This is a genomic window from Novosphingobium sp. DS6-6, from assembly GCF_057784975.1.
Genome location: NZ_JBYNTS010000017.1, coordinates 1 through 17828 on the forward strand (window position 1 = coordinate 1; position 17828 = coordinate 17828).

Here is a 17828-nt window from a genome sequence, read left to right on the forward strand (position 1 = left end):
ACGGACTGTCCCCGAACTCTGGGATGCCATTCGCGATGCGCTGCCACGCTTCACACCCCACGAATGCACAAATTACTTTATCGCAGCAGGTTATGAGCCAGAGTGATCGGAATCTGCTCTAACGTCCGCGCTTCGCATTTTTCGAACGAGTGGGTTGTAGGGACGGTTTGTCTGACAAGCCGTCTCGGCGCTCGAGATTTCTCGGTTGCTTCGGTTGGACCGTGGCAAGCTGAAGCATGACCCATCCCGCATTGAAGGCGGCGACGTCCGAACCTCGACGGTTCAACTGGACGGTCTGCGCCATTTTGGCGAATGGCGGCTTACAGGACGACCGATTGAACGCCTGAGTGACTGCACCGGCGCGCCTTCCTGACGGTCTGCATTGCAGCTATCCATCGGCAGCTTCTGTCAGGAGCAGACGTCCGCGGTACCTGATTTAAACGACCGGCTTTGGCCCAATCCACGCATCCAAATCTGCCCATGCCGCCCGACGCCGCGATCACCCCAGCAGCACGACCGGCGCGGTGGGGGGCCAGGTCAGCCAGACGGCTTCGCCCACCGGCAGGCTGGGGGCCAAGGTGCGCTCGCCATTGGGGCGGACGACCTTGAACGTGGCGCCGCCGGCGGTTTCCACGTCGTAGAGCGTTTCGCTGCCCAGATAGGCCGAGCGGACGATCGTGCCCTGCACGACATTGGCATCGGGCCGGGCGGCGGGGCCGGCCGGGCGGCCGGCGGCGGCGGGAGTCATGGCGATCTTTTCGGGCCGGATGCCGACCCATACCGGCGTATCGGGCGCGCCCGTCACGCCGTGGCCGACATGGATGGGGGCGGCCAGATCGGGGGAGGTGATCGTGGCATGATCGGGTTCGTCCACGCTGAGGCGGCCTTCGAACATGTTGATCGTGCCGATGAAATCCGCAACGAAGCGGTTGGCCGGATATTCGTAGAGATCGCCGGGCGCCGCCACCTGCTGCAGCCGCCCCCGGTTCATCAGCGCGCAGCGGCTGGCCATGGCCAGCGCTTCGTCCTGATCATGGGTGACCATCACGAAAGTGACGCCCACGTCGTGCTGGATCTGCGCCAGTTCGGCGCGCATGGCATCGCGCAGCTTGGCGTCGAGCGCGGAAAGCGGTTCGTCGAGCAGCAGGACCTTGGGCCGCTTGACCAGCGCGCGGGCCAGGGCGACGCGCTGCCGCTGCCCGCCGGACAGCTGATCGGGCTTGCGATGGCCGAATTCGTCGAGCTTGACCAGGCGCAGCGCCTCGGCCACGCGCGCCGCGCGCTCGTCCTTGCCGACGCGATCGATCTTGAGGCCATAGGCGACGTTGTCGGCCACCGTGAGATGCGGGAACACGGCGTAGGACTGAAACACCATGTTGACCGGGCGGCGGTTGGGCGGCGTGGTGCTCATGTCCTCGCCATCGATCAGGATGCGCCCTTCGGTGGGGGTTTCCAGGCCCGCCAGCATGCGCAGCAACGTGGTCTTGCCGCAGCCCGACGGCCCGAGCAGGGAGAAGAACTCGCCGCGATGGATCGCGAGGCTGACATCGTCCACCGCGATGAACGCGCCAAAGCGCTTGCTCACGTTCTCGAACTGGATGAGCGGCTGGGTCATTCGAAAATCCTGTGCGAAATCAATGGTTCTGCGCCATGTCGCGGCCCTGGAGCTTCATGCCGATGGCCGTGAGGGCAATAGTGATCAGCATCAGCACGGTAGAGGCGGCATTGACTTCGGGCGTGACGGAAAACCGCACCATCGAATAAATCTTGACCGGGAATGTCACCGTGTTGGGGCCGGAGGTGAAGAAGGTGATCACGAAATCGTCGAGGCTGAGCGTGAAGGCCAGCAATCCGCCCGAGATCAGCGCCGGGCGCACGTGGGGCACCAGCACGTCCCACAGCGCGCGCAGTTCACTGGCGCCCAGGTCGCGCGCGGCTTCCTCCATCTCGCGGTTGAAGCTGGCCAGGCGCGCGCGCACCACCACGGCCACGAACGGGAAGCTGAACGTGATGTGGGCAATGATGATCGCGCCCAGATCGAACGGCCAGACCAGATCGCGCGGCCAGGGCACGATCTGGCCGAAGAACACCAGCATGGCGACGCCCATGCAGATTTCGGGAACGACGATCGGCAAGGTCACCACGCCATCGAACAGTCCCTTGCCGGGAAAGCGGAACCGCCAGAGGGCGACGGCGGCCAGCGCGCCCAGCGCCACGCTGAAAATCATCGAGATGAATGCGATGGTCAGCGAATTGACGAAAGCATCGATCAGCGCCGCATCGTTCCACATCGCGGCGTACCAATCGAGCGTGAAGCCTTCCCAGCGGATCGTGCGGCGGCTGTCGTTGAAACTGAACGCGACAAGGCTGGCCAGCGGCAGATAGAGGAACAGCGTCACCGCGCCGACCCACAGCCGCAGCGGCCAGCGGCGGCTGTATTCCAGCGGGCCGGGCCGGTCTTTGCTGGCCGGCATCAGGCGCCTCCCTGCGGCAGGGCGCGGGCGGCGCGGCGGTCCTCCACCGCGCGCAGGCCCATGACGAGCAGGGTGAGATACATCAGCATGAACGACAGCGCCGCGCCGAACGGCCAGTCGTTGGCGCGCTTGAACTGCCGCTCGATCACGCTGGCGATCATCTGGCTGTCTGGCCCGCCGAGCAGATCGGGCGTGAGATAGGATCCCAGCGCGGGAATGAACGTGAGCATCACGGCCGAAAGGATGCCGGGCCTGGCGATCGGCACGATCACCTTGAGTACCGTGGCGATGTGCCCCGCGCCCAGATCGAGGCTGGCCTCGATCAGCGAACGGTCGAGCCGATCAAGCGTGGAATAAAGCGGCAGGATGATGAACGGCAGGTGGACATAGACGAGGCCGACGATCACCGCGAAATTGGTGTGCAGCATTTCGAACGGGCCGAGACCGACAAGACCGAACGCATCGTTGATATAGCCCTCGGTGCGCATGACGGCCATCAGCGCGTAAGTGCGCACCAGCAGGTTGGTCCAGAACGGCAGCATGATGCCCAGCAGCATGAGGATCTTGCCGCGGTCCGACGCGAACGTCATTGCCAGGGCGTAGGGAAAGCCGATCACGAGGCAGATCGCCGTGGTGACGCCGGCAAAGACCAGCGACTTGACGAAAATCATCAGGTAGACCGGATCGAGCACCCGCACGTAATTGTCGAGCGTGCCGGTCACCGCCACGTCGGTCAGCCCCAGGGTGCGGCCGAAGCTGTAGGCCCAGATCACGCTGAGCGGGACGACGAAGAACAGGACGATCCAGGCCGCGGGCGCGGTCAGCACGGCCAGGAATGCGCCCCTGCTGTTGTTCCACGCGCTGTTCATCGCGGCATGATACCTGTTTCCGGCCCTGTTTCCGGCCCTGTTTCCGGCTTCGTCGCTGGCCCCATCGCGGCAATTCCCCGGATCGTCGAATTATCTGCGATCACACATACGCCCGGGCGCGGCGTCGGTCAATTGCAAATCGGCTGGCCCGTGCCCGCTGCACAGAGCCCGTCACGCGCCGCGCAGGGCCTGGCCCAGGCGGTTGAAGAACCAGGCGGAATGGGCATTGCGATCGGCGTCCCATTCCGGGTGCCACTGCACGGCCAGAACCTGGCTCGTGCCGATGCGCGCGGAAAAGGCCTCGATCGTGCCATCCGGTGCGGTGGCTTCGACCTGCAGCCCCTCGCCAAGCAGGCCGATACCCTGGAAATGCACGGTATTGACGATGATCGTTGCGCCCAATGCCCGGGCCAGCATGCCCCCCGGCGCAAGCGCAACGGGATGGGTGGCGGCAAACATCGCCGGAAGGCTCACCCCCTCGGGCGCATGGTGCGCCACCGGCCCCTGGGTGGGCAGCACCTGCAGCGTGCCGCCGAAAGCCACGTTGAGTTCCTGAAAACCCCGGCAGATGCCGAACACCGGCTTGCCCGCGCGCAGCATCGCATCGGCCAGCGAGAGCGTGGTGGCATCGCGCGCTGGATCGAATGGACCCGCGCACGGCGCCCCATTGCTGCCGCTGTCGCTGCCGGCGTCGGTGCCGGCGCCATACCGCCATGGTTCCACGTTCGAAGGGCTGCCGGTGAGCAGCAGGCCGTCGAGCCGGCCGGCCAGCGCCGCCCAGTCGGTGAGGCCCGGCAGGGCGGGCACCAGCACCACGTCGCAATCGGCATGGGTGGCCGGTGCGCGCAGATAGCGATCGATCACGCCATGCACCGGCTCGGGTCCGCCGGGCCGGATGCAGCACGAAACGCCCAGCAGCGGCCTGGTCATGCCGGGAATGCCCCCGGCGTCGAAATGGTGACCGATTTGAGATCGGCATACTTGTACAGCGCGTGGAGACTGCGGTCGCGGCCGAAACCGGATTGCTTGAACCCGCCGAACGGCATGGTGATGTCGCACGTGTCCCAGCCGTTGACCCAGACGAGGCCGGCGCGCAGGCGCCGCGCAAAGGCATGGGCAATGTCGATCGAACCCGTCCACAGGCCCGATGCGAGGCCGTAATCGGTATCGTTGGCAAGGGCCAGCGCTTCTTCCGGCGTATCGAACGGCACGATCGCCAGCACCGGGCCGAACACCTCTTCGCGCGCCAGGGAGCTGGCGTTGCTGACCGCGTCGAACACCGTGGGATCGAGATAGAAGCCGCCGCTTTCGGCAAGAGCCCGGTTGCCGCCCAGGCGCAGGGTGGCGCCTTCCTGCTGCGCGCGGGCGATGCGCGTCAGCACGCCTTGCAATTGCCGGTCGCTGATCACCGCGCCCAGCTGTGTGGCGGGATCGAGCGGATCGCCGGGGCGAATGGTGCGGGCGATGGACAGCACCTTGTCCACGAATTCGGCGTGAATGGAGCGCTGGACCAGAAGCCGCGAACCGGCCGTGCAGACCTGGCCCTGGTTGTAGAAAATGCCCCAGGCCGCGGCGTGTGCCGCGCGATCGAGATCGGGATAGTCGGCAAAGACGATATGCGGGCTCTTGCCGCCCAGTTCCAGGCTCACCCGCTTGAGATTGCTGTCGGCCGCATAGTGCATCAGCTGGCGACCGACCGGCCCGGAACCGGTAAAGGCGATCATATCGATATCGCGATGCAGGGCGAGCGCGGCGCCGGCATCCTGCCCGGTCCCGGTGACGACGTTGAGCACGCCGTCGGGAAGGCCGGCCTCGAGCGCCAGTTCGGCAAAGCGAAGTGCCGTGAGGGACGAAAGCTCCGACGGTTTGACCACGATCGAATTGCCCATGGCGATGGCCGGGGCGATTTTCCACATGGCCATCAGCAAGGGAAAATTCCACGGCACGATGGCCCCGATCACCCCCAGCGGATCGTGCACGGCATAGCTGAACCGGTCCGGGCCGGTGGGGCCGACTTCGCCATGGATCTTGTCGATCGCCTCGGCATAATAGCGCAGCGTGGTCAGCGCCAGCGGCACGTCGACCTGGCGGCTATCGCTGATCGGCTTGCCGGTATCGATAGTTTCGAGGACGGCGAACTCTTCGGCCGCGCTTTCCAGCCTGTCGGCCACGGCCAGCAAGTGTTTCTTGCGCTGGGCCGGGGGCATGTCGCGCCACTGGCCGGCTTCGAAACGCCGGCGCGCGGCGGCGACGGCGCGGTCGACATCGCCGGCATCGCCAGCCGGCAAAGTGCCGATGGCCTGGCCGGTGGCGGGATTGATCGTTTCCAGTGTCGCGCCCGAAGCGGCCGGGGCCAGGGTGCCGCCGATCACGTGATGGGCGGGCAGGCGGGCAGGCAGGGTAGGCGGGGCGCTGTTCATTGCGAGTCCATCGACGGGGGAATGTGTGATCACTAATAAGGATTGCGGCCCGGCTGGCAAGGTGGCTGCGGCAGATCGACCGACAGGTCAAGGCCAAGGCATGGGCAAGTCATGAGCAGTTCATGGAGAAGAACGACCGCGCCGTCGGCAAATCGGCGCGGTCATCGCGCGATCCGGGCTGGACAGGCCCGAGGTGTTTCAATATGTGATCACACCATGTTGCAGGAAACCGCTTCGTCGTTTGCCGCCTGGCTGGCCGCCCATCCCGAAGTGACGCGGGTGGAAGCGTTCGTGACCGATGTGAACGGCGCGCCCAGGGGCAAGTGGCTGGTGCGCGACAAGGCGCTGGGCCTTGCCGCCAAGGGCCTGCCGATGCCCCTTTCGGTCTTTGCCCTGGATGCCTGGGGGTGTGACGTGGCGGGCGCGGGCCTGGCGTTCGGCACGGGTGATCCCGACGGGCTGTGCCGCCCGGTGCCCGGCCGGTGGAGCAAGGCGCCCTGGCTGGGCGAAGACAGCGCCCAGGTGTTCTTGGCCATGGCAGACAAGGACGGCGCGCCGGTCGTCGCCGATCCGCGCGGCGTGTTGCAGACACTGCTGGCGCGATTTGCCGCGCGCGGGCTGACCCCGGTGGTGGCGACGGAACTGGAATTCTATCTCTATCGCCTGGAAAACGGCGTGCCGGTGCCCCCCGATGGCAACCCGCGCCGCAACGATACGCTGTCGACCGCGGCGCTGACGGCGCATGCCGCGCTGTTCGACCAGATCATCGACCTGGCCCACGCCATGGGCATTCCCGCCGATGCCGTGATCAGCGAGGCGGGGCCGGGGCAGTACGAGTTGAACCTGCTGCACCGCGCCGACGCGCTGGCGGCCGCCGACGATGCCGTGCTGATGAAGCGGATCGTGCGCGCGCTGGCCGCGCACCATGGCCTGGGCGCCACTTTCATGGCCAAGCCCTATGGCGACTGCTCGGGCAGCGGGATGCATATCCACGCCAGCCTGAACAGTGCGGATGGCGGCAACGTGCTGGCCGGGCCCGTGGGCGGGCCGGCCGACATGCTGCTGCATGCCGTGGCCGGTCTGCTTGTCGCCATGCCCGAAACGATGCTGGCTTTTGCCCCGAATTACAATTCGTTCCGCCGCTTCCGCCCCGATGCGCATGCCCCCCTTTCGGCAAGTTGGGGCATCGACGACCGTTCGGCCGCGGTGCGCGTGATCGTGGGCGATGCCAAGACGACGCGGATCGAGCACCGCATATCGGGGGCAGACGTCAACCCGCACCTGGCGATGGCGGCCATGCTGGGGGGCATGCTGCAAGGGATCGAAGAGGGAGCGATGCCGCCGCCGGCGCAGGATCCGGCCCATCCCGGCGCGGGGGCGCCGCTGCCGGTGGAATGGGGCGTGGCGCAGACGGCCTTTGCCGCGTCCGCCCGTGCCGAGCGCCTGTTCGGCGCGCGCTTTCGCGACATATTCCTGGCGTGCAAGCAGCAGGACCGGGCCGCGTTCCTGGCGCAGATCGACCGCTTCGAACACGATACCTATCTGGGGCTGCTGTGATGAACGCCGCGATCCAGGCGGCGATGGACCCGGCAGCGGGCGCGCCGGCGCGGGCCGATGGCGGCCCTTATGCCGGGATGGATACCTATTATGCGGCCAGCGCTCATCGGGCGCCGCTGCGCCCGGTTCTGCAAGGCGCGCACCGCGCCACGGTCTGCGTGATCGGGGCAGGCTTTACCGGCATTTCGGTGGCGCTGGAACTGGCCGAGAAGGGCCTCGACGTGATCGTCCTGGAAAGCGACCGCGTGGGCTGGGGCGCATCAGGCCGCAACGGCGGGCAATTGATCAACGGCTATTCACGCGGGCTCGACGTGCTGGAGGCCCGCCATGGCCCGGCCGTGGCGGGCGAGCTGGGCAAAGTTGCGCTGGAAGGCGCCGGCATCATCCGTGATCGGGTGGCGCGCTATCGCATCGCCTGCGATCTGGTGGACGGCGGACTGGGCGTCGCGCTGAACGCCAGGCAGATGCGCGGGCTTGAAGAGGAACAGAAAGTGTGGGCCGCGCACGGCCATGGCGCCATCGCGTTGCTCGACCGCGAGGCCCTGCGCGCGCACGTGCAGAGCGAGCGTTACGTGGGCGGCATTCTCGATCCGCTGCGCGGCCATTTCCACCCGCTCAACTATCTTCTGGGAGAGGCGGCCGCATTCGAGGCACTTGGCGGGCGCGTGTTCGAATATAGCCGCGTTCTGGCCGTGGACGAGAGTGGCCCGCACCCGCGCATGATCACCGCGCAGGGCGAAGTTCGCGCCGATACGCTGGTGGTCTGCGGCAATGCCTATCTGGGCAGAACGCTGCCCCGCCTGTCCCGCCAGATCATGCCGGTATCCACCCAGATCGTGACGACCGAGCCGCTGGGAGACCTGGCGCAGGCACTGCTGCCCAGCAATCTCTGTGTGGAGGATGCCAATTACATCCTCGACTATTTCCGCCGCACGGCCGATGGCCGCCTGCTTTATGGCGGGGGCATCGTCTATGGCGGGCAGGACCCGGCGAGCGTCGAAGCCAAGATCCGCCCGGGCATGCTCAAGACGTTTCCCCAACTCGGGAACGTGAAGCTGGATTTTGCCTGGAGCGGCACTTTTGCCATGACGCTGAGCCGCATGCCGCAGGTGGGCCGGCTTTCCCCGCACGTATTCTATGCCCATGGCGATAGCGGCCACGGCGTGACGACCACGCAATTGCTGGGCCGCCTGCTGGCCGAGGCAATTGCCGGGCAGCATGCCCGCTTCGATGTCTTTGCCGGCCTGCCGCATCCACCCTTTCCCGGGGGGCAGCTGTTTCGCGCGCCGCTTTCGACGCTGGGATCGCTGTGGTACACGCTGCGTGATCGGTTGGGAGTCTGACGGCGCCGCGGAAAGTGGGGGCGACGCGCCGTAACCAATGGACCTTTGGCGGCGGATTGTGCAAGATGGGCGCTCGGCAGGTGCCCGGTCGGGCCCGGCCTTCGATCCCACTTTATAGTCGCGGTGCCGGGGGGCCGGACCATTCGCCATTCCATTTCCGAAGGACGATCGATGATGCGGCGCTTTTCAATGTCGGTTCTTGCCCTGGTGAGCCTGGCTGCCGGCCTGGCTACGGGCGTGACGGCGCCGGCCCATGCCCAGAACGCCGGGGCGGGGGCAGCCGTTTTCAAGCAGCAGTGCCAGATGTGCCACGTGAACACCGCGGGGGCCAAGGGCTTTGCTGCGCCCAATCTGTGGGGCGTGGTTGGCCGCAAGGCCGGCACCACGGCCTATCCCTATTCGACCGCGCTCAAGAATGCCGATAAGACATGGGATCCTAGGACGCTCGACACGTTCCTGACAGCGCCGGGCAAGCTGGTGCCGGGCACGCGCATGGTGGTGGCGATTCCCGATGCCAAGAAGCGCGCCGATGTGATCGCTTATCTGAAAACCCTGCACTGACAGCCGCCGGAGCCCGCCTTATGTCCGTTTCGTTGACGATCGATGGCAAACCACGCACCCTTGCCGTGGCCGACGACATGCCGTTGCTGTGGGCCTTGCGCGATGGCGCCGGGGCAAACGGGGTCAAGTTCGGCTGCGGGGCGGGCCTGTGCGGGGCCTGCAGCGTCCTGGTGGATGGCGAGCGGCTGTTCGCCTGCCAGACGCCGGTTTCGGCCGTTGCGGGCAAAGCCGTCGTCACGATCGAGGGCTTGATCGCGCAGCCGCTGGGCCAGGCGCTGGCGGCGGCTTGGGAAGAACTGGACGTGGTGCAATGCGGCTATTGCCAGCCGGGGCAGATCGTGGCCGCCGCCGCGCTGCTCAAGGCTAATCCTCGGCCCGACGATACCGCGATCGATGAAGGGATGAGCGGCAATATCTGCCGCTGCGGCACGTACAACCGCATCCGCGCCGCGATCCATCGCGCCGCCGGCATGATCGAGGCATGAAAGGCATGGCGATGGACAAACCGCTTTCCGCGACGTCGCGCCGGGGCTTCCTGGCCGGTTCGGCTTTGCTCGCCGGCGCCTTGGTGGTGCCGCTGCGCCACGCGCTGGGCGGCACGCCGGGGCAGCTTGCGGCCAACGGCTATCTGGCGATCGCGCCCGATGGCACGGTATCGCTGGCCCTGCCCAAGACGGAAATGGGGCAGGGCATCATGACCGCGCTGACCATGCTGGTGGCCGAGGAACTGGGCCTGGCGCCCGCGGCGGTGAAAGTCTCGATCCCCGAAGCCGACCGCGCGCGCTTTGCCCCCGTGGATACGGGCACGGGCGGCTCAACCTCGATCCGCGAAGTGTGGAAGCCGCTGCGCCAGGCCGCCGCCAATGCCCGCGCTGCGCTGGTGGGGGCGGCGGCGCGCCGATGGAACGTGGCGCCGGCCGGGCTGACGCTGGCCGATGGCGCGGTCACCGATCCTGCGACGGCCAGGCGGCTGCCGTTTTCCGCGCTGGTGGCCGATGCCGCCACGCATGTACCTGCCGATGCCACCCCGTTGCCGCCATCGGCATGGAAAGTGATCGGCAAGGACACGCGCCGGCTGGATTCGGCCGACAAGGTGCGGGGCAAGGCGCTGTTCGGCATCGACGTGCAATTGCCGGGCCTGAAAATCGCCACGCTGGCGCAATCACCGGTTTTCGGCGGCACGCTGGCAAGCCATGACGCGGCTGCCGCCAAGGCCGTGCCGGGCGTGGCCGACGTCGTCGCGCTCGAGGATTGCCTGTTCGTGACGGCCGACAGCCTGTGGACGGCCAAAAAGGGTTTGGAAGCGGCTGCACCGCGATGGAACGAGGGTGCGAATGCGGCGGTGAGCCAGCCCCAGGTGGTCGCCGCGCTGGAAGCCGCGGTGGCAAGGCCGGGCGTGACGGCCAAGGCCGAAGGCGATCTTGCCCGGGCGCGGGCCGGCGCCGCCAAAAGCATCGAAGCGGTCTATCACCAGCCGTTCCTGGCTCATGCCCCTATGGAGCCGGGCAATTGCACCGCGCATGTCACGGCGCAAGGCGCGCAGGTGTGGACGGGAACGCAGGTGCCCAGCGAGGCCCGCGCAGCGGCGGCCAAAGTGCTGGGCCTGCCCGAAGACAAAGTCCGCCTGCACAATTTCCTGATGGGCGGCGGCTTTGGCCGGCGGCTCGAAACCGACATGGTGGAGCGCGCGGCAAGCCTGGCGGCGAAAGTACCCTATCCTGTCAAGCTGGTGTGGACGCGCGAGGAAGATATCCAGCACGACCTGGTGCGCCCGGCCTATGTCGATCGCATCGCGGCGGGCCTGGATGGCGGCGGCAGGATCATGGCCTGGGAACACCGCGTTGCCGGTTCATCGATCATCGCACGGTTGGTGGGCGACAAGTTCAGCGGGGTGGACAGCGATGCCGTGGACGGGGCGGTGGACCCGCTTTATCCGGCGCAGGCCCGGCTGGTGACGTTTGCCCGTGTCGAAAGCCCGATGCCCACCAGCTGGTGGCGCGGCGTGGGCGGCCTGCGCAATACCTTCGTGATCGAAAGCTTTGCCGACGAACTGGCGCTCGCGGCGGGGCAGGACCCGCTGGCCTGGCGTCTTGCCCAGATCACCAATCCGCGTGCGCGCGCCGTGCTGCAGAAAGCGGCGACAGAGGCCGGCTGGGGCAAGACGCTGCCCAAGGGCGAAGGGCTGGGCCTGGCCGTGCTGCATATCTGGGACACCTGCCTGGCGGCCGTGGCGCATGTGACCGTCGATGCGCAGAAGCAGATCGCCGTGCCGCACGTGACGGTCGCGGTCGATTGCGGCCCGGCGGTCAACCCGCTGGGCGTGAAGGCGCAGGTCGAAGGCGGGGTGATCTTTGCCCTTTCCGCCGCGCTTTATGGCGGGGTGACGCTGGAAAAGGGCCGCATCGCCCAGTCCAATTATCACGACGTACGCCCCTTGCGGATGAGCGAGGCGCCGCGCGTGGTGACGCATGTGATGCCGACGGACAACGCGCCTGGCGGCATGGGCGAGCCGCCCGCCGCCGTGATCGCGCCGGCCGTGGCCAACGCGATCTTTGCGGCAACGGGCAAGCGGGTGCGCCAGGTGCCGTTGCAGGCGGGGCTGGAGGCGGCCTGAGCGCGCCTTTGACCGTCTTTCCGCGCCGTGGCCGGTCAAAGGGCCTTGGCGTAAAGTGCGAGCAGCTTGTTCCACACCTTTTCCGCCTGCACCTTGTCATAGACCGGGGCATCGATCGTGCACCAGCCGTGCTGGGCAGGATAGACGGTCACGTCGGCCGGGCGATCGGCTGCCGCGGCGGCGTTTTTCAGCGCGGTCTTGTCGTCGGGGCTGCGGGCGTCGTCGTTCTGGGCAATGGCGAAGATGAACGATGCCTGGGTCTGTCCGAGCAGGCGATGGGGGCTGTGTGGCGTGTCGTTGACAAGGTTGCCGCCGTGGCAGGAAACCGCCGCGCCGACGCGCATCGGGCGGGCATAGGCGGAAAACACGGTGTAAGGCCCGCCCATGCAATAGCCCTGCGTGCCCACTTTGCGCGCGGGGTTGACCTGCGGTTGGCGATCGAGCCAGTCGATGTAGCTGCCGGCATCGGCCTGGATCTTTTCCGGCGTGAGCGCCGCGATCATCGGCTGCAGTTTCTGCTGCCCTCCGGGCGTACGCCAGGCGGCGAAATCGGGCAGCACCGGGGCCTTGCCGTTGCGATAGTAATGATTGATCGCCAGCACGGCAAAGCCCGCTGCGGCAAGGCGCGTTGCCATGGTCTGATAAGCTTCGCGCAGGCCGGCGATATCGGGCCAGAGCAGCACCGCGGGGTGGGCGCCCTGCTGCGGATGGACGAAGAAACCGTCGGCCGTGCCGTCGGCGGTTTCGATCGTCACCGGCCGCGACTGGGTGGGCAGCCCGGCCGGCGCGGCAGCCAGGCAGCCGGGCGCCAGCGCCAGGGTTGCCGCACCCGCGCCCATCACGGCAAACTGGCGGCGATTGACAGCCAGCCACTGGGCGTTGTCGTCTTCGGTCAAGCTATCGCACATGAAGCGTCTCTCCAGAACCGTCCCCGTCCACGCCACCTAGCCCAGACAGGTGGGCATGGATACGCCCATTCGTGCGTCACGGCAGCCTGGCATAAGCCAGGTTCGCTCAATAGGGGATCGCGGCGTCGGTAAAGGCGTTGGCAAAGTCCCCCGGCCGCATCACGGCCGAGCGGCCGCTGACCAGCATGCTGCCGAATACGGCGGCGACGGTATTGCCTTTGCCTTCCTGGCGATGGACGCCTTTCATCGCATAGGTCTTGCCGCCGACCACGATCTTTTCGAACGTCACTTCGAACTTGCCCGACTTGCCGCCGATCGCCTTGCCGGTTTTGAAAGTGACCGATCCTTCGACGGAACTGCCGCGTGGAATTGCCACCCGCCCGCCATCGACAACATCGTTGACCACCGAGAACGTGACTTTATCGCCCAAGTTGAGCTTCTTCGACGAAATTTCCTTTTCCGGCGTGACCTGTACCAGCGTGTTGGCCGGAAGCGTCTTTCCGGCCGGGGCGGTCTGCGCATGAACTGGCGCGATCGCGAGAGCGGCAGGTGCGGCCACGACAAGCAGAGCAGCGGTGAATGCGTTAAATCCAGATTTCATAGGGTCCCCTCCGTGCAGACGCTGCACGCTATTGCCTATCGCCTTCAAATTGTTTCAACAAGATACGATTTTGGACAGATGTTGCCAATTTGGCGACGTCGGCCTGTTCGGACCCGGAACGCGCCGCCTCAATCCGCGGCGTTGCCGTCAAGCGACGGGGCATTGGTCTTGGCCAGGAGATCGTGCAGCGTCGTTTTCAGTTCGGGATAGCGCACGTCGGTGACTTTCCAACCTTCCTCGCCCTTGGCCATGGCAATAACGAGGTGGGCAAGCGGCCCGTCGGGCACACCGCTGCGGATCACGGTTACGCGGGCCAGGGCCGTGCGGGCATCGGCATGCTGCATCGTGATGTTCTGGCGCAGATGGCGGGGATTGCTGCATAGGCACAGGGGGCTGGAGGTGAGCGTCAGCGTCGGGTCGCGCAAGGTGTCGGACAGCATGCCCGCCAGTTCCGACGAGAAATAGCGATGACGCAGATCGCCGTCCGTGGCAACCGATCCGCCAAGACCGTCGTCGGCAAACATCGCCTTGAGAAAGGCTTCCGGATCGTCGGGCGTGTCGGTCGTGAAAATGTCCGGTCGGCCGGTGGCGGCATCGGCAGTGGCGGCGGCCGGGGCCGTATCGCCTGACGTCCATCGCGAGAGCCTGTCGCAGGCCGCTGTACCGGCAAGCAGTGCCAGCGTGGCGGCGGCTTTCATGACTCGGTTTGTTCTCATGCCAGGTATTCCCACGAACGGTCCTGGTCCCCAGATCATATCCTATCCCAGGTGCGGACGGCGCGCGACAGAAAAAGCGGGCTCGTGCCGATCTTCGGTTCATGCAGCCAGCGGGTGCATAGCCTCGTAAGCGCCCATGATTTCCGCCAGGGCAGACAGCGCCAGCACCTGCGGTTCGCGTGCGCGAGGGATCAGGCCGACAGGGCTGGTGACGCGCGCCAACTGGGTTTCGTTCAGCCCGTCGCGCGCCAGGTCTTCCAGACGCGCCATGCGCGCGCGCAGGCCGCCTTGTGCGCCGATGTAGAACGCCGGCGTGCCAAGCGCCCAGCGCAGCAGCGCGCGTTCCCACTCGTGATCGTGGAACAGCAGCAGCACCGCCGTCCAGGCATCGGCACGCGCCGCTTGGGGTATCTGACCCAGGCGCAGGGCATGGGCGGTTTCGTCCTTGGCAAAAACCTGGGTATCCAGCCCAAGCGCGCGGGCGAGGGCGGCCATGGCCGCCAGTTCCGATCCTTCGCCGAACAGCGCCAGCGACAGGGCCGGCATATAGGGCCGCGCGCGCAGCAGGTGGGCGGGTGCGGCAGCGGGCACCGGCAGCGGCAACATGGCCGGCTGGCGGGCATCGAGCGTGGCGACCGCCTGGGCCAGGGCCGCGCGATCGGGCCGAGGATCGAGCAGGATATCGAGTCCGCCCCCGCAGGGCAGGCGGAAATCGATCAACGGCGAGCCACGGCCATAGCGCTGCAACGATGGCCCCGCCCCGGGCGCCAGCAGCGCCAGATCGCCGGCCAGCTGCCGCTCGAGGCAGGCATCGGCAAGCCCGCCTGCCACGGCCGGCCCCGCGCCGTCATGGCGCGTTGCCATCTGCGCGCCCACGCGGCGTGAAAAGCTGCCGTCGATCCCCACCACTGTGCACAGCGCCATGCCCGTTTCGGCAGCGGCCCGCAGCGCGGCATGGTCGGCGTGGATCACGGCATCTCCCGAAAAGGCGGTGGCGGTATGCGTCAGCCGATCACTTCGGCCGCCGGGCTATAGGCATAGCCGAGGTTTTGCGCCACTGCCTGATAGGTGACGTGGCCCAAGGCAACGTTGAGGCCATTGGCAAGGTGGGCATTGGCGCGCAGCGCGTCTTTCCAGCCCCGGCTGGCGATGGCCAGGGCATGGGGCAGGGTGACGGCATTGAGCGCATAAGTGCTGGTGCGCGCGACGCCGCCGGGCATGTTGGCCACGCAATAGTGCACGATGCCATCGACCACATAGGTGGGCGCGGCGTGGGTCGTGGCGCGGCTGGTTTCGAAGCAGCCGCCCTGGTCGATAGCGACGTCGACCAGCACGGCGCCCGGCTTCATCGTGGCGAGCATTTCGCGCGTGACGAGCTGGGGCGCGGCCGCGCCGGGCACCAGCACTGCGCCGATCACCAGATCGGCCTCGGCCACGGCGGCGGCAATGCTGGCCTTGCCGGCATAGAGCGTTTTCGCGCGGTTCTCGAAATGGGCGGCAAGGCGCTCCAGCACGTCGGGGCTGCGGTCGATGATCGTGACATCGGCGCCCAGCCCGGTGGCCATCTGCGCGGCGTTGAAGCCCACCACGCCGCCGCCGATCACCACGACCTTGCCCGGCGATACGCCCGGCACCCCGCCAAGCAGAACGCCGCGCCCGCCCTGGGCCTTTTCCAGCGCGGTGGCGCCGGCCTGGATCGCCATGCGCCCGGCAACCTGGCTCATCGGCTTGAGCAGCGGCAGGCCGCCGGCGACATCGGTCACGGTTTCATAGGCGATGCACACCGCGCCCGACTTCACCAGATCGGCGGTCTGTTCCGGATCGGGGGCCAGGTGCAGGTAGGTGTAGAGGATCTGTCCTTCGCGCAGCATCGCGCGCTCCACCGCCTGCGGTTCCTTGACTTTCACGACCATGTCGGCCCGGGCGAAGACGTCAGCCGCGCTGGCCACGATCTGCGCCCCGGCTGCCGCATAAGCCGCGTCCGTGGCGTCGATGCCGGCACCGGCGCCTGTTTCGACCAGGACCGCGTGGCCCTGCGCCACCAGTTCGTGCGCGCTTTCCGGGGTCAACCCGACGCGGTATTCATGGTTCTTGATTTCCCTGACGGTGCCGACAAGCATGGCGAACTCCCAGAACGATCGATGGCGATCCTGACGGGACAATACGCCAATCCGGCTTGCCAGATTTCCCTGATTTGCCGCATCAGCGCCCAAAGCCGGGAAATTTTCCCGCCATCGACCGGTTCTGCAATTATAGCGACGGTACCGCGATGCAGGCCAGCCTGATCTCCAGATAATCGTCCACGCCAAGGTGCGAACCCTCGCGACCCAGCCCGGATTCCTTGACCCCGCCGAACGGTGCCACCTCGGTGGAAATCAGCCCGGTGTTGATTCCCACCATGCCGTATTCCAGCGCTTCCGTCAGCCGCCATTGCCGCGCCGCATCAGCCGTATAGGCATAGGCCGCCAGGCCCGCACGGGTTGCATTGGCCAGGGCCACCGCTTCCCGTTCGCTCGAAAAGCGCACCAGGCCGGCCAGCGGGCCAAAGGTTTCCTCCCGGTTGAGCAAGGCATCGGCGGGCACGTCGACTATCACCGTGGGTTCGAAGAACCGGGCGCCAAGGGCCGATGCCGGTTTGCCCCCGGTAAGCACGCTGCCGCCACGGGCGACGGCATCCTCGACATGGGCACCGACCTTGGCGACGGCGCGCTCGTCGATCAGCGGGCCCTGGTCGGTCGGGCCGCCGAGCCCCGGCCCGACGCGAAAGGCGGCCACGCGCGCGGCCAGTTTCCGGGCAAAGGCGTCGTATACCGCATCGTGTACCAGCAGGCGGTTGGCGCAGACGCAGGTCTGGCCGGTGTTGCGGAACTTGGATGCCAGCGCGCCTTCCACCGCGGCATCGAGGTCTGCATCCTCGAACACGATGAAGGGCGCATTGCCGCCCAGTTCCAGGCTGACGCGCTTGACCGTGCCGGCGCATTGCGCGGCCAGCAGCTTGCCCACCGCCGTCGATCCGGTGAACGTGAACTTGGCAACGCGCGGATCACCGGTCAGCACTTCGCCGATCGGCCTGGCCTGTCCGGTGACCACGCTCAGCAGCCCGTCGGGCAGGCCGGCCTGCTGGGCCAGAACGGCCAGCGCCAGCGCGGAAAACGGCGTGAGCTCGGATGGTTTGATCACGATCGGGCAGCCCACCGCCAGCGCCGGCCCGGCCTTGCGCGTGATCATCGCCAGGGGAAAGTTCCAGGGCGTGATCGCCCCGACCACTCCCACCGGCTGGCGCGTGACGACAAGGCGCCGGTCTGCCTGGTGCGGGGCGATCACCTCGCCGCGTACGCGCCGTGCCTCTTCGCCGAACCATTCCAGAAACGATGCGGCATAGGCCACCTCGCCTCTGGCCTCGGCCAGGGGTTTGCCCTGTTCGGCGGTCATGATCGTGGCCAGATCGTCGGCATGATCGAGCATCAGCGCGGCCCAGCGCTTGAGCACGGAGCCCCGCTCGCGCGCGGTTGCCGCTTTCCACGGGCCGAACGCGGCATGGGCGGCAGCCACCGCTTCTTCGGTTTCGGCCGCGCCCAGATCGGGAACGTGACCGATGACCGCGCCGGTGGCGGGATCTTCCACCGCGATCGTGGCCGCGCCGCCGCGCCATGTGCCCGCCACGAAAGCCTGTTCGCGCCACAGGTCGGCACGCTGCAACGGGGGGCGGGTCAGGTCGGGAACTGCATTCATGCCATCACCTTCATGCCATCACCTTCATGCCAT

General features: G+C 67.1%; 16 protein-coding genes and 1 pseudogene. 6 read left to right on the forward strand and 11 right to left on the reverse strand.

The features are described 5' to 3' along the window. Positions 1 to 106: pseudogene (locus AC3EDY_RS15050) on the forward strand (IS630 family transposase); the annotation flags it as partial. A gap of 393 nt (positions 107 to 499) precedes the next feature. Here the strand turns inward: AC3EDY_RS15050 and AC3EDY_RS15055 are convergent. The 5 genes from AC3EDY_RS15055 to AC3EDY_RS15075 all read right to left on the reverse strand — a co-directional run bounded on the left by AC3EDY_RS15055 (position 500) and on the right by AC3EDY_RS15075 (position 5763). After that, on the reverse strand, positions 500 to 1615 hold the full coding sequence (locus AC3EDY_RS15055; RefSeq protein WP_488573316.1) for an ABC transporter ATP-binding protein: 1116 nt from the start codon (positions 1613 to 1615) through the stop codon (positions 500 to 502). A gap of 19 nt (positions 1616 to 1634) precedes the next feature. Beyond that, positions 1635 to 2474 carry an ABC transporter permease gene (locus AC3EDY_RS15060; RefSeq protein ID WP_488573317.1) on the reverse strand — a complete coding sequence of 280 codons (840 nt, stop codon included), beginning with the start codon at positions 2472 to 2474 and terminating at the stop codon, positions 1635 to 1637. After that, positions 2474 to 3343 carry an ABC transporter permease gene (locus AC3EDY_RS15065; protein WP_488573318.1) on the reverse strand — a complete coding sequence of 290 codons (870 nt, stop codon included), beginning with the start codon at positions 3341 to 3343 and terminating at the stop codon, positions 2474 to 2476. The genes AC3EDY_RS15060 and AC3EDY_RS15065 overlap by 1 nt, the downstream gene beginning before the upstream one ends. Before the next feature lie 171 nt (positions 3344 to 3514). Continuing rightward, positions 3515 to 4273, reverse strand: a complete 759-nt coding sequence (locus AC3EDY_RS15070) for a gamma-glutamyl-gamma-aminobutyrate hydrolase family protein (RefSeq protein WP_488573319.1) — start codon at positions 4271 to 4273, stop codon at positions 3515 to 3517. After that, positions 4270 to 5763: an aldehyde dehydrogenase gene (locus AC3EDY_RS15075; protein ID WP_488573320.1), complete on the reverse strand. Its 1494-nt coding sequence runs from the start codon at positions 5761 to 5763 to the stop codon at positions 4270 to 4272. Before AC3EDY_RS15075 ends, AC3EDY_RS15070 begins: the two co-directional genes overlap by 4 nt. 216 nt (positions 5764 to 5979) lie before the next feature. Between AC3EDY_RS15075 and AC3EDY_RS15080 the strand changes: the two genes are divergently transcribed. From AC3EDY_RS15080 to AC3EDY_RS15100, 5 genes are all read left to right on the forward strand, one after another. Further along, the gene (locus AC3EDY_RS15080) at positions 5980 to 7320 is read left to right on the forward strand and encodes a glutamine synthetase family protein (protein ID WP_488573321.1); all 1341 of its coding nucleotides are present in this window, start codon (positions 5980 to 5982) and stop codon (positions 7318 to 7320) included. Beyond that, positions 7320 to 8663 (forward strand): NAD(P)/FAD-dependent oxidoreductase, encoded by a 1344-nt coding sequence (locus AC3EDY_RS15085; RefSeq protein ID WP_488573322.1) that lies wholly within the window; start codon positions 7320 to 7322, stop codon positions 8661 to 8663. The genes AC3EDY_RS15080 and AC3EDY_RS15085 overlap by 1 nt, the downstream gene beginning before the upstream one ends. Positions 8664 to 8852: 189 nt before the next feature. Continuing rightward, positions 8853 to 9224, forward strand: a complete 372-nt coding sequence (locus AC3EDY_RS15090) for a c-type cytochrome (RefSeq protein WP_488573323.1) — start codon at positions 8853 to 8855, stop codon at positions 9222 to 9224. A 20-nt stretch (positions 9225 to 9244) separates the two neighbouring features. Next, the gene (locus tag AC3EDY_RS15095) at positions 9245 to 9709 is read left to right on the forward strand and encodes a (2Fe-2S)-binding protein (protein ID WP_488573324.1); all 465 of its coding nucleotides are present in this window, start codon (positions 9245 to 9247) and stop codon (positions 9707 to 9709) included. Positions 9710 to 9720: 11 nt separating this feature from the next. Continuing rightward, entirely contained in the window at positions 9721 to 11838 is a 2118-nt protein-coding gene (locus AC3EDY_RS15100; RefSeq protein WP_488573325.1) for a xanthine dehydrogenase family protein molybdopterin-binding subunit, read from the forward strand. Between the two features lie 35 nt (positions 11839 to 11873). On the opposite strand, the gene AC3EDY_RS15105 is transcribed toward AC3EDY_RS15100, so the two are convergent. From AC3EDY_RS15105 to AC3EDY_RS15130, 6 genes are all read right to left on the reverse strand, one after another. Next, complete coding sequence (locus AC3EDY_RS15105) at positions 11874 to 12746, reverse strand: dienelactone hydrolase family protein (protein WP_488573326.1); 873 nt, start codon at positions 12744 to 12746, stop codon at positions 11874 to 11876. A 106-nt stretch (positions 12747 to 12852) separates the two neighbouring features. Continuing rightward, positions 12853 to 13347, reverse strand: coding sequence for a hypothetical protein (locus AC3EDY_RS15110; protein WP_488573327.1), 495 nt, complete (start codon positions 13345 to 13347; stop codon positions 12853 to 12855). Between the two features lie 128 nt (positions 13348 to 13475). Further along, positions 13476 to 14045: a hypothetical protein gene (locus tag AC3EDY_RS15115; protein ID WP_488573328.1), complete on the reverse strand. Its 570-nt coding sequence runs from the start codon at positions 14043 to 14045 to the stop codon at positions 13476 to 13478. Positions 14046 to 14162: 117 nt separating this feature from the next. Beyond that, positions 14163 to 15035 carry an XdhC family protein gene (locus AC3EDY_RS15120; protein ID WP_488573329.1) on the reverse strand — a complete coding sequence of 291 codons (873 nt, stop codon included), beginning with the start codon at positions 15033 to 15035 and terminating at the stop codon, positions 14163 to 14165. A 32-nt stretch (positions 15036 to 15067) separates the two neighbouring features. Next, positions 15068 to 16183, reverse strand: coding sequence for an alanine dehydrogenase (gene ald, locus AC3EDY_RS15125; RefSeq protein ID WP_488573330.1), 1116 nt, complete (start codon positions 16181 to 16183; stop codon positions 15068 to 15070). 130 nt (positions 16184 to 16313) lie between these two features. Further along, positions 16314 to 17795: an NAD-dependent succinate-semialdehyde dehydrogenase gene (locus tag AC3EDY_RS15130; protein ID WP_488573331.1), complete on the reverse strand. Its 1482-nt coding sequence runs from the start codon at positions 17793 to 17795 to the stop codon at positions 16314 to 16316. Positions 17796 to 17828: the final 33 nt, after the last annotated feature.

Excerpts from the sequence above, each read along its gene's own strand:
- AC3EDY_RS15090 (WP_488573323.1), top strand. The coding sequence starts at position 8,853 with ATGTCGGTTCTTGCCCTGGTGAGCCTGGCTGCCGGCCTGGCTACGGGC.
- ald (WP_488573330.1), bottom strand. The coding sequence starts at position 16,183 with ATGCTTGTCGGCACCGTCAGGGAAATCAAGAACCATGAATACCGCGTC.
- AC3EDY_RS15070 (WP_488573319.1), bottom strand. The coding sequence starts at position 4,273 with ATGACCAGGCCGCTGCTGGGCGTTTCGTGCTGCATCCGGCCCGGCGGA.
- AC3EDY_RS15130 (WP_488573331.1), bottom strand. The coding sequence starts at position 17,795 with ATGAATGCAGTTCCCGACCTGACCCGCCCCCCGTTGCAGCGTGCCGAC.
- AC3EDY_RS15115 (WP_488573328.1), bottom strand. The coding sequence starts at position 14,045 with ATGAAAGCCGCCGCCACGCTGGCACTGCTTGCCGGTACAGCGGCCTGC.
- AC3EDY_RS15065 (WP_488573318.1), bottom strand. The coding sequence starts at position 3,343 with ATGAACAGCGCGTGGAACAACAGCAGGGGCGCATTCCTGGCCGTGCTG.
- AC3EDY_RS15110 (WP_488573327.1), bottom strand. The coding sequence starts at position 13,347 with ATGAAATCTGGATTTAACGCATTCACCGCTGCTCTGCTTGTCGTGGCC.
- AC3EDY_RS15055 (WP_488573316.1), bottom strand. The coding sequence starts at position 1,615 with ATGACCCAGCCGCTCATCCAGTTCGAGAACGTGAGCAAGCGCTTTGGC.
- AC3EDY_RS15075 (WP_488573320.1), bottom strand. The coding sequence starts at position 5,763 with ATGAACAGCGCCCCGCCTACCCTGCCTGCCCGCCTGCCCGCCCATCAC.
- AC3EDY_RS15095 (WP_488573324.1), top strand. The coding sequence starts at position 9,245 with ATGTCCGTTTCGTTGACGATCGATGGCAAACCACGCACCCTTGCCGTG.
- AC3EDY_RS15105 (WP_488573326.1), bottom strand. The coding sequence starts at position 12,746 with ATGTGCGATAGCTTGACCGAAGACGACAACGCCCAGTGGCTGGCTGTC.
- AC3EDY_RS15100 (WP_488573325.1), top strand. The coding sequence starts at position 9,721 with ATGGACAAACCGCTTTCCGCGACGTCGCGCCGGGGCTTCCTGGCCGGT.
- AC3EDY_RS15080 (WP_488573321.1), top strand. The coding sequence starts at position 5,980 with ATGTTGCAGGAAACCGCTTCGTCGTTTGCCGCCTGGCTGGCCGCCCAT.
- AC3EDY_RS15085 (WP_488573322.1), top strand. The coding sequence starts at position 7,320 with ATGAACGCCGCGATCCAGGCGGCGATGGACCCGGCAGCGGGCGCGCCG.
- AC3EDY_RS15060 (WP_488573317.1), bottom strand. The coding sequence starts at position 2,474 with ATGCCGGCCAGCAAAGACCGGCCCGGCCCGCTGGAATACAGCCGCCGC.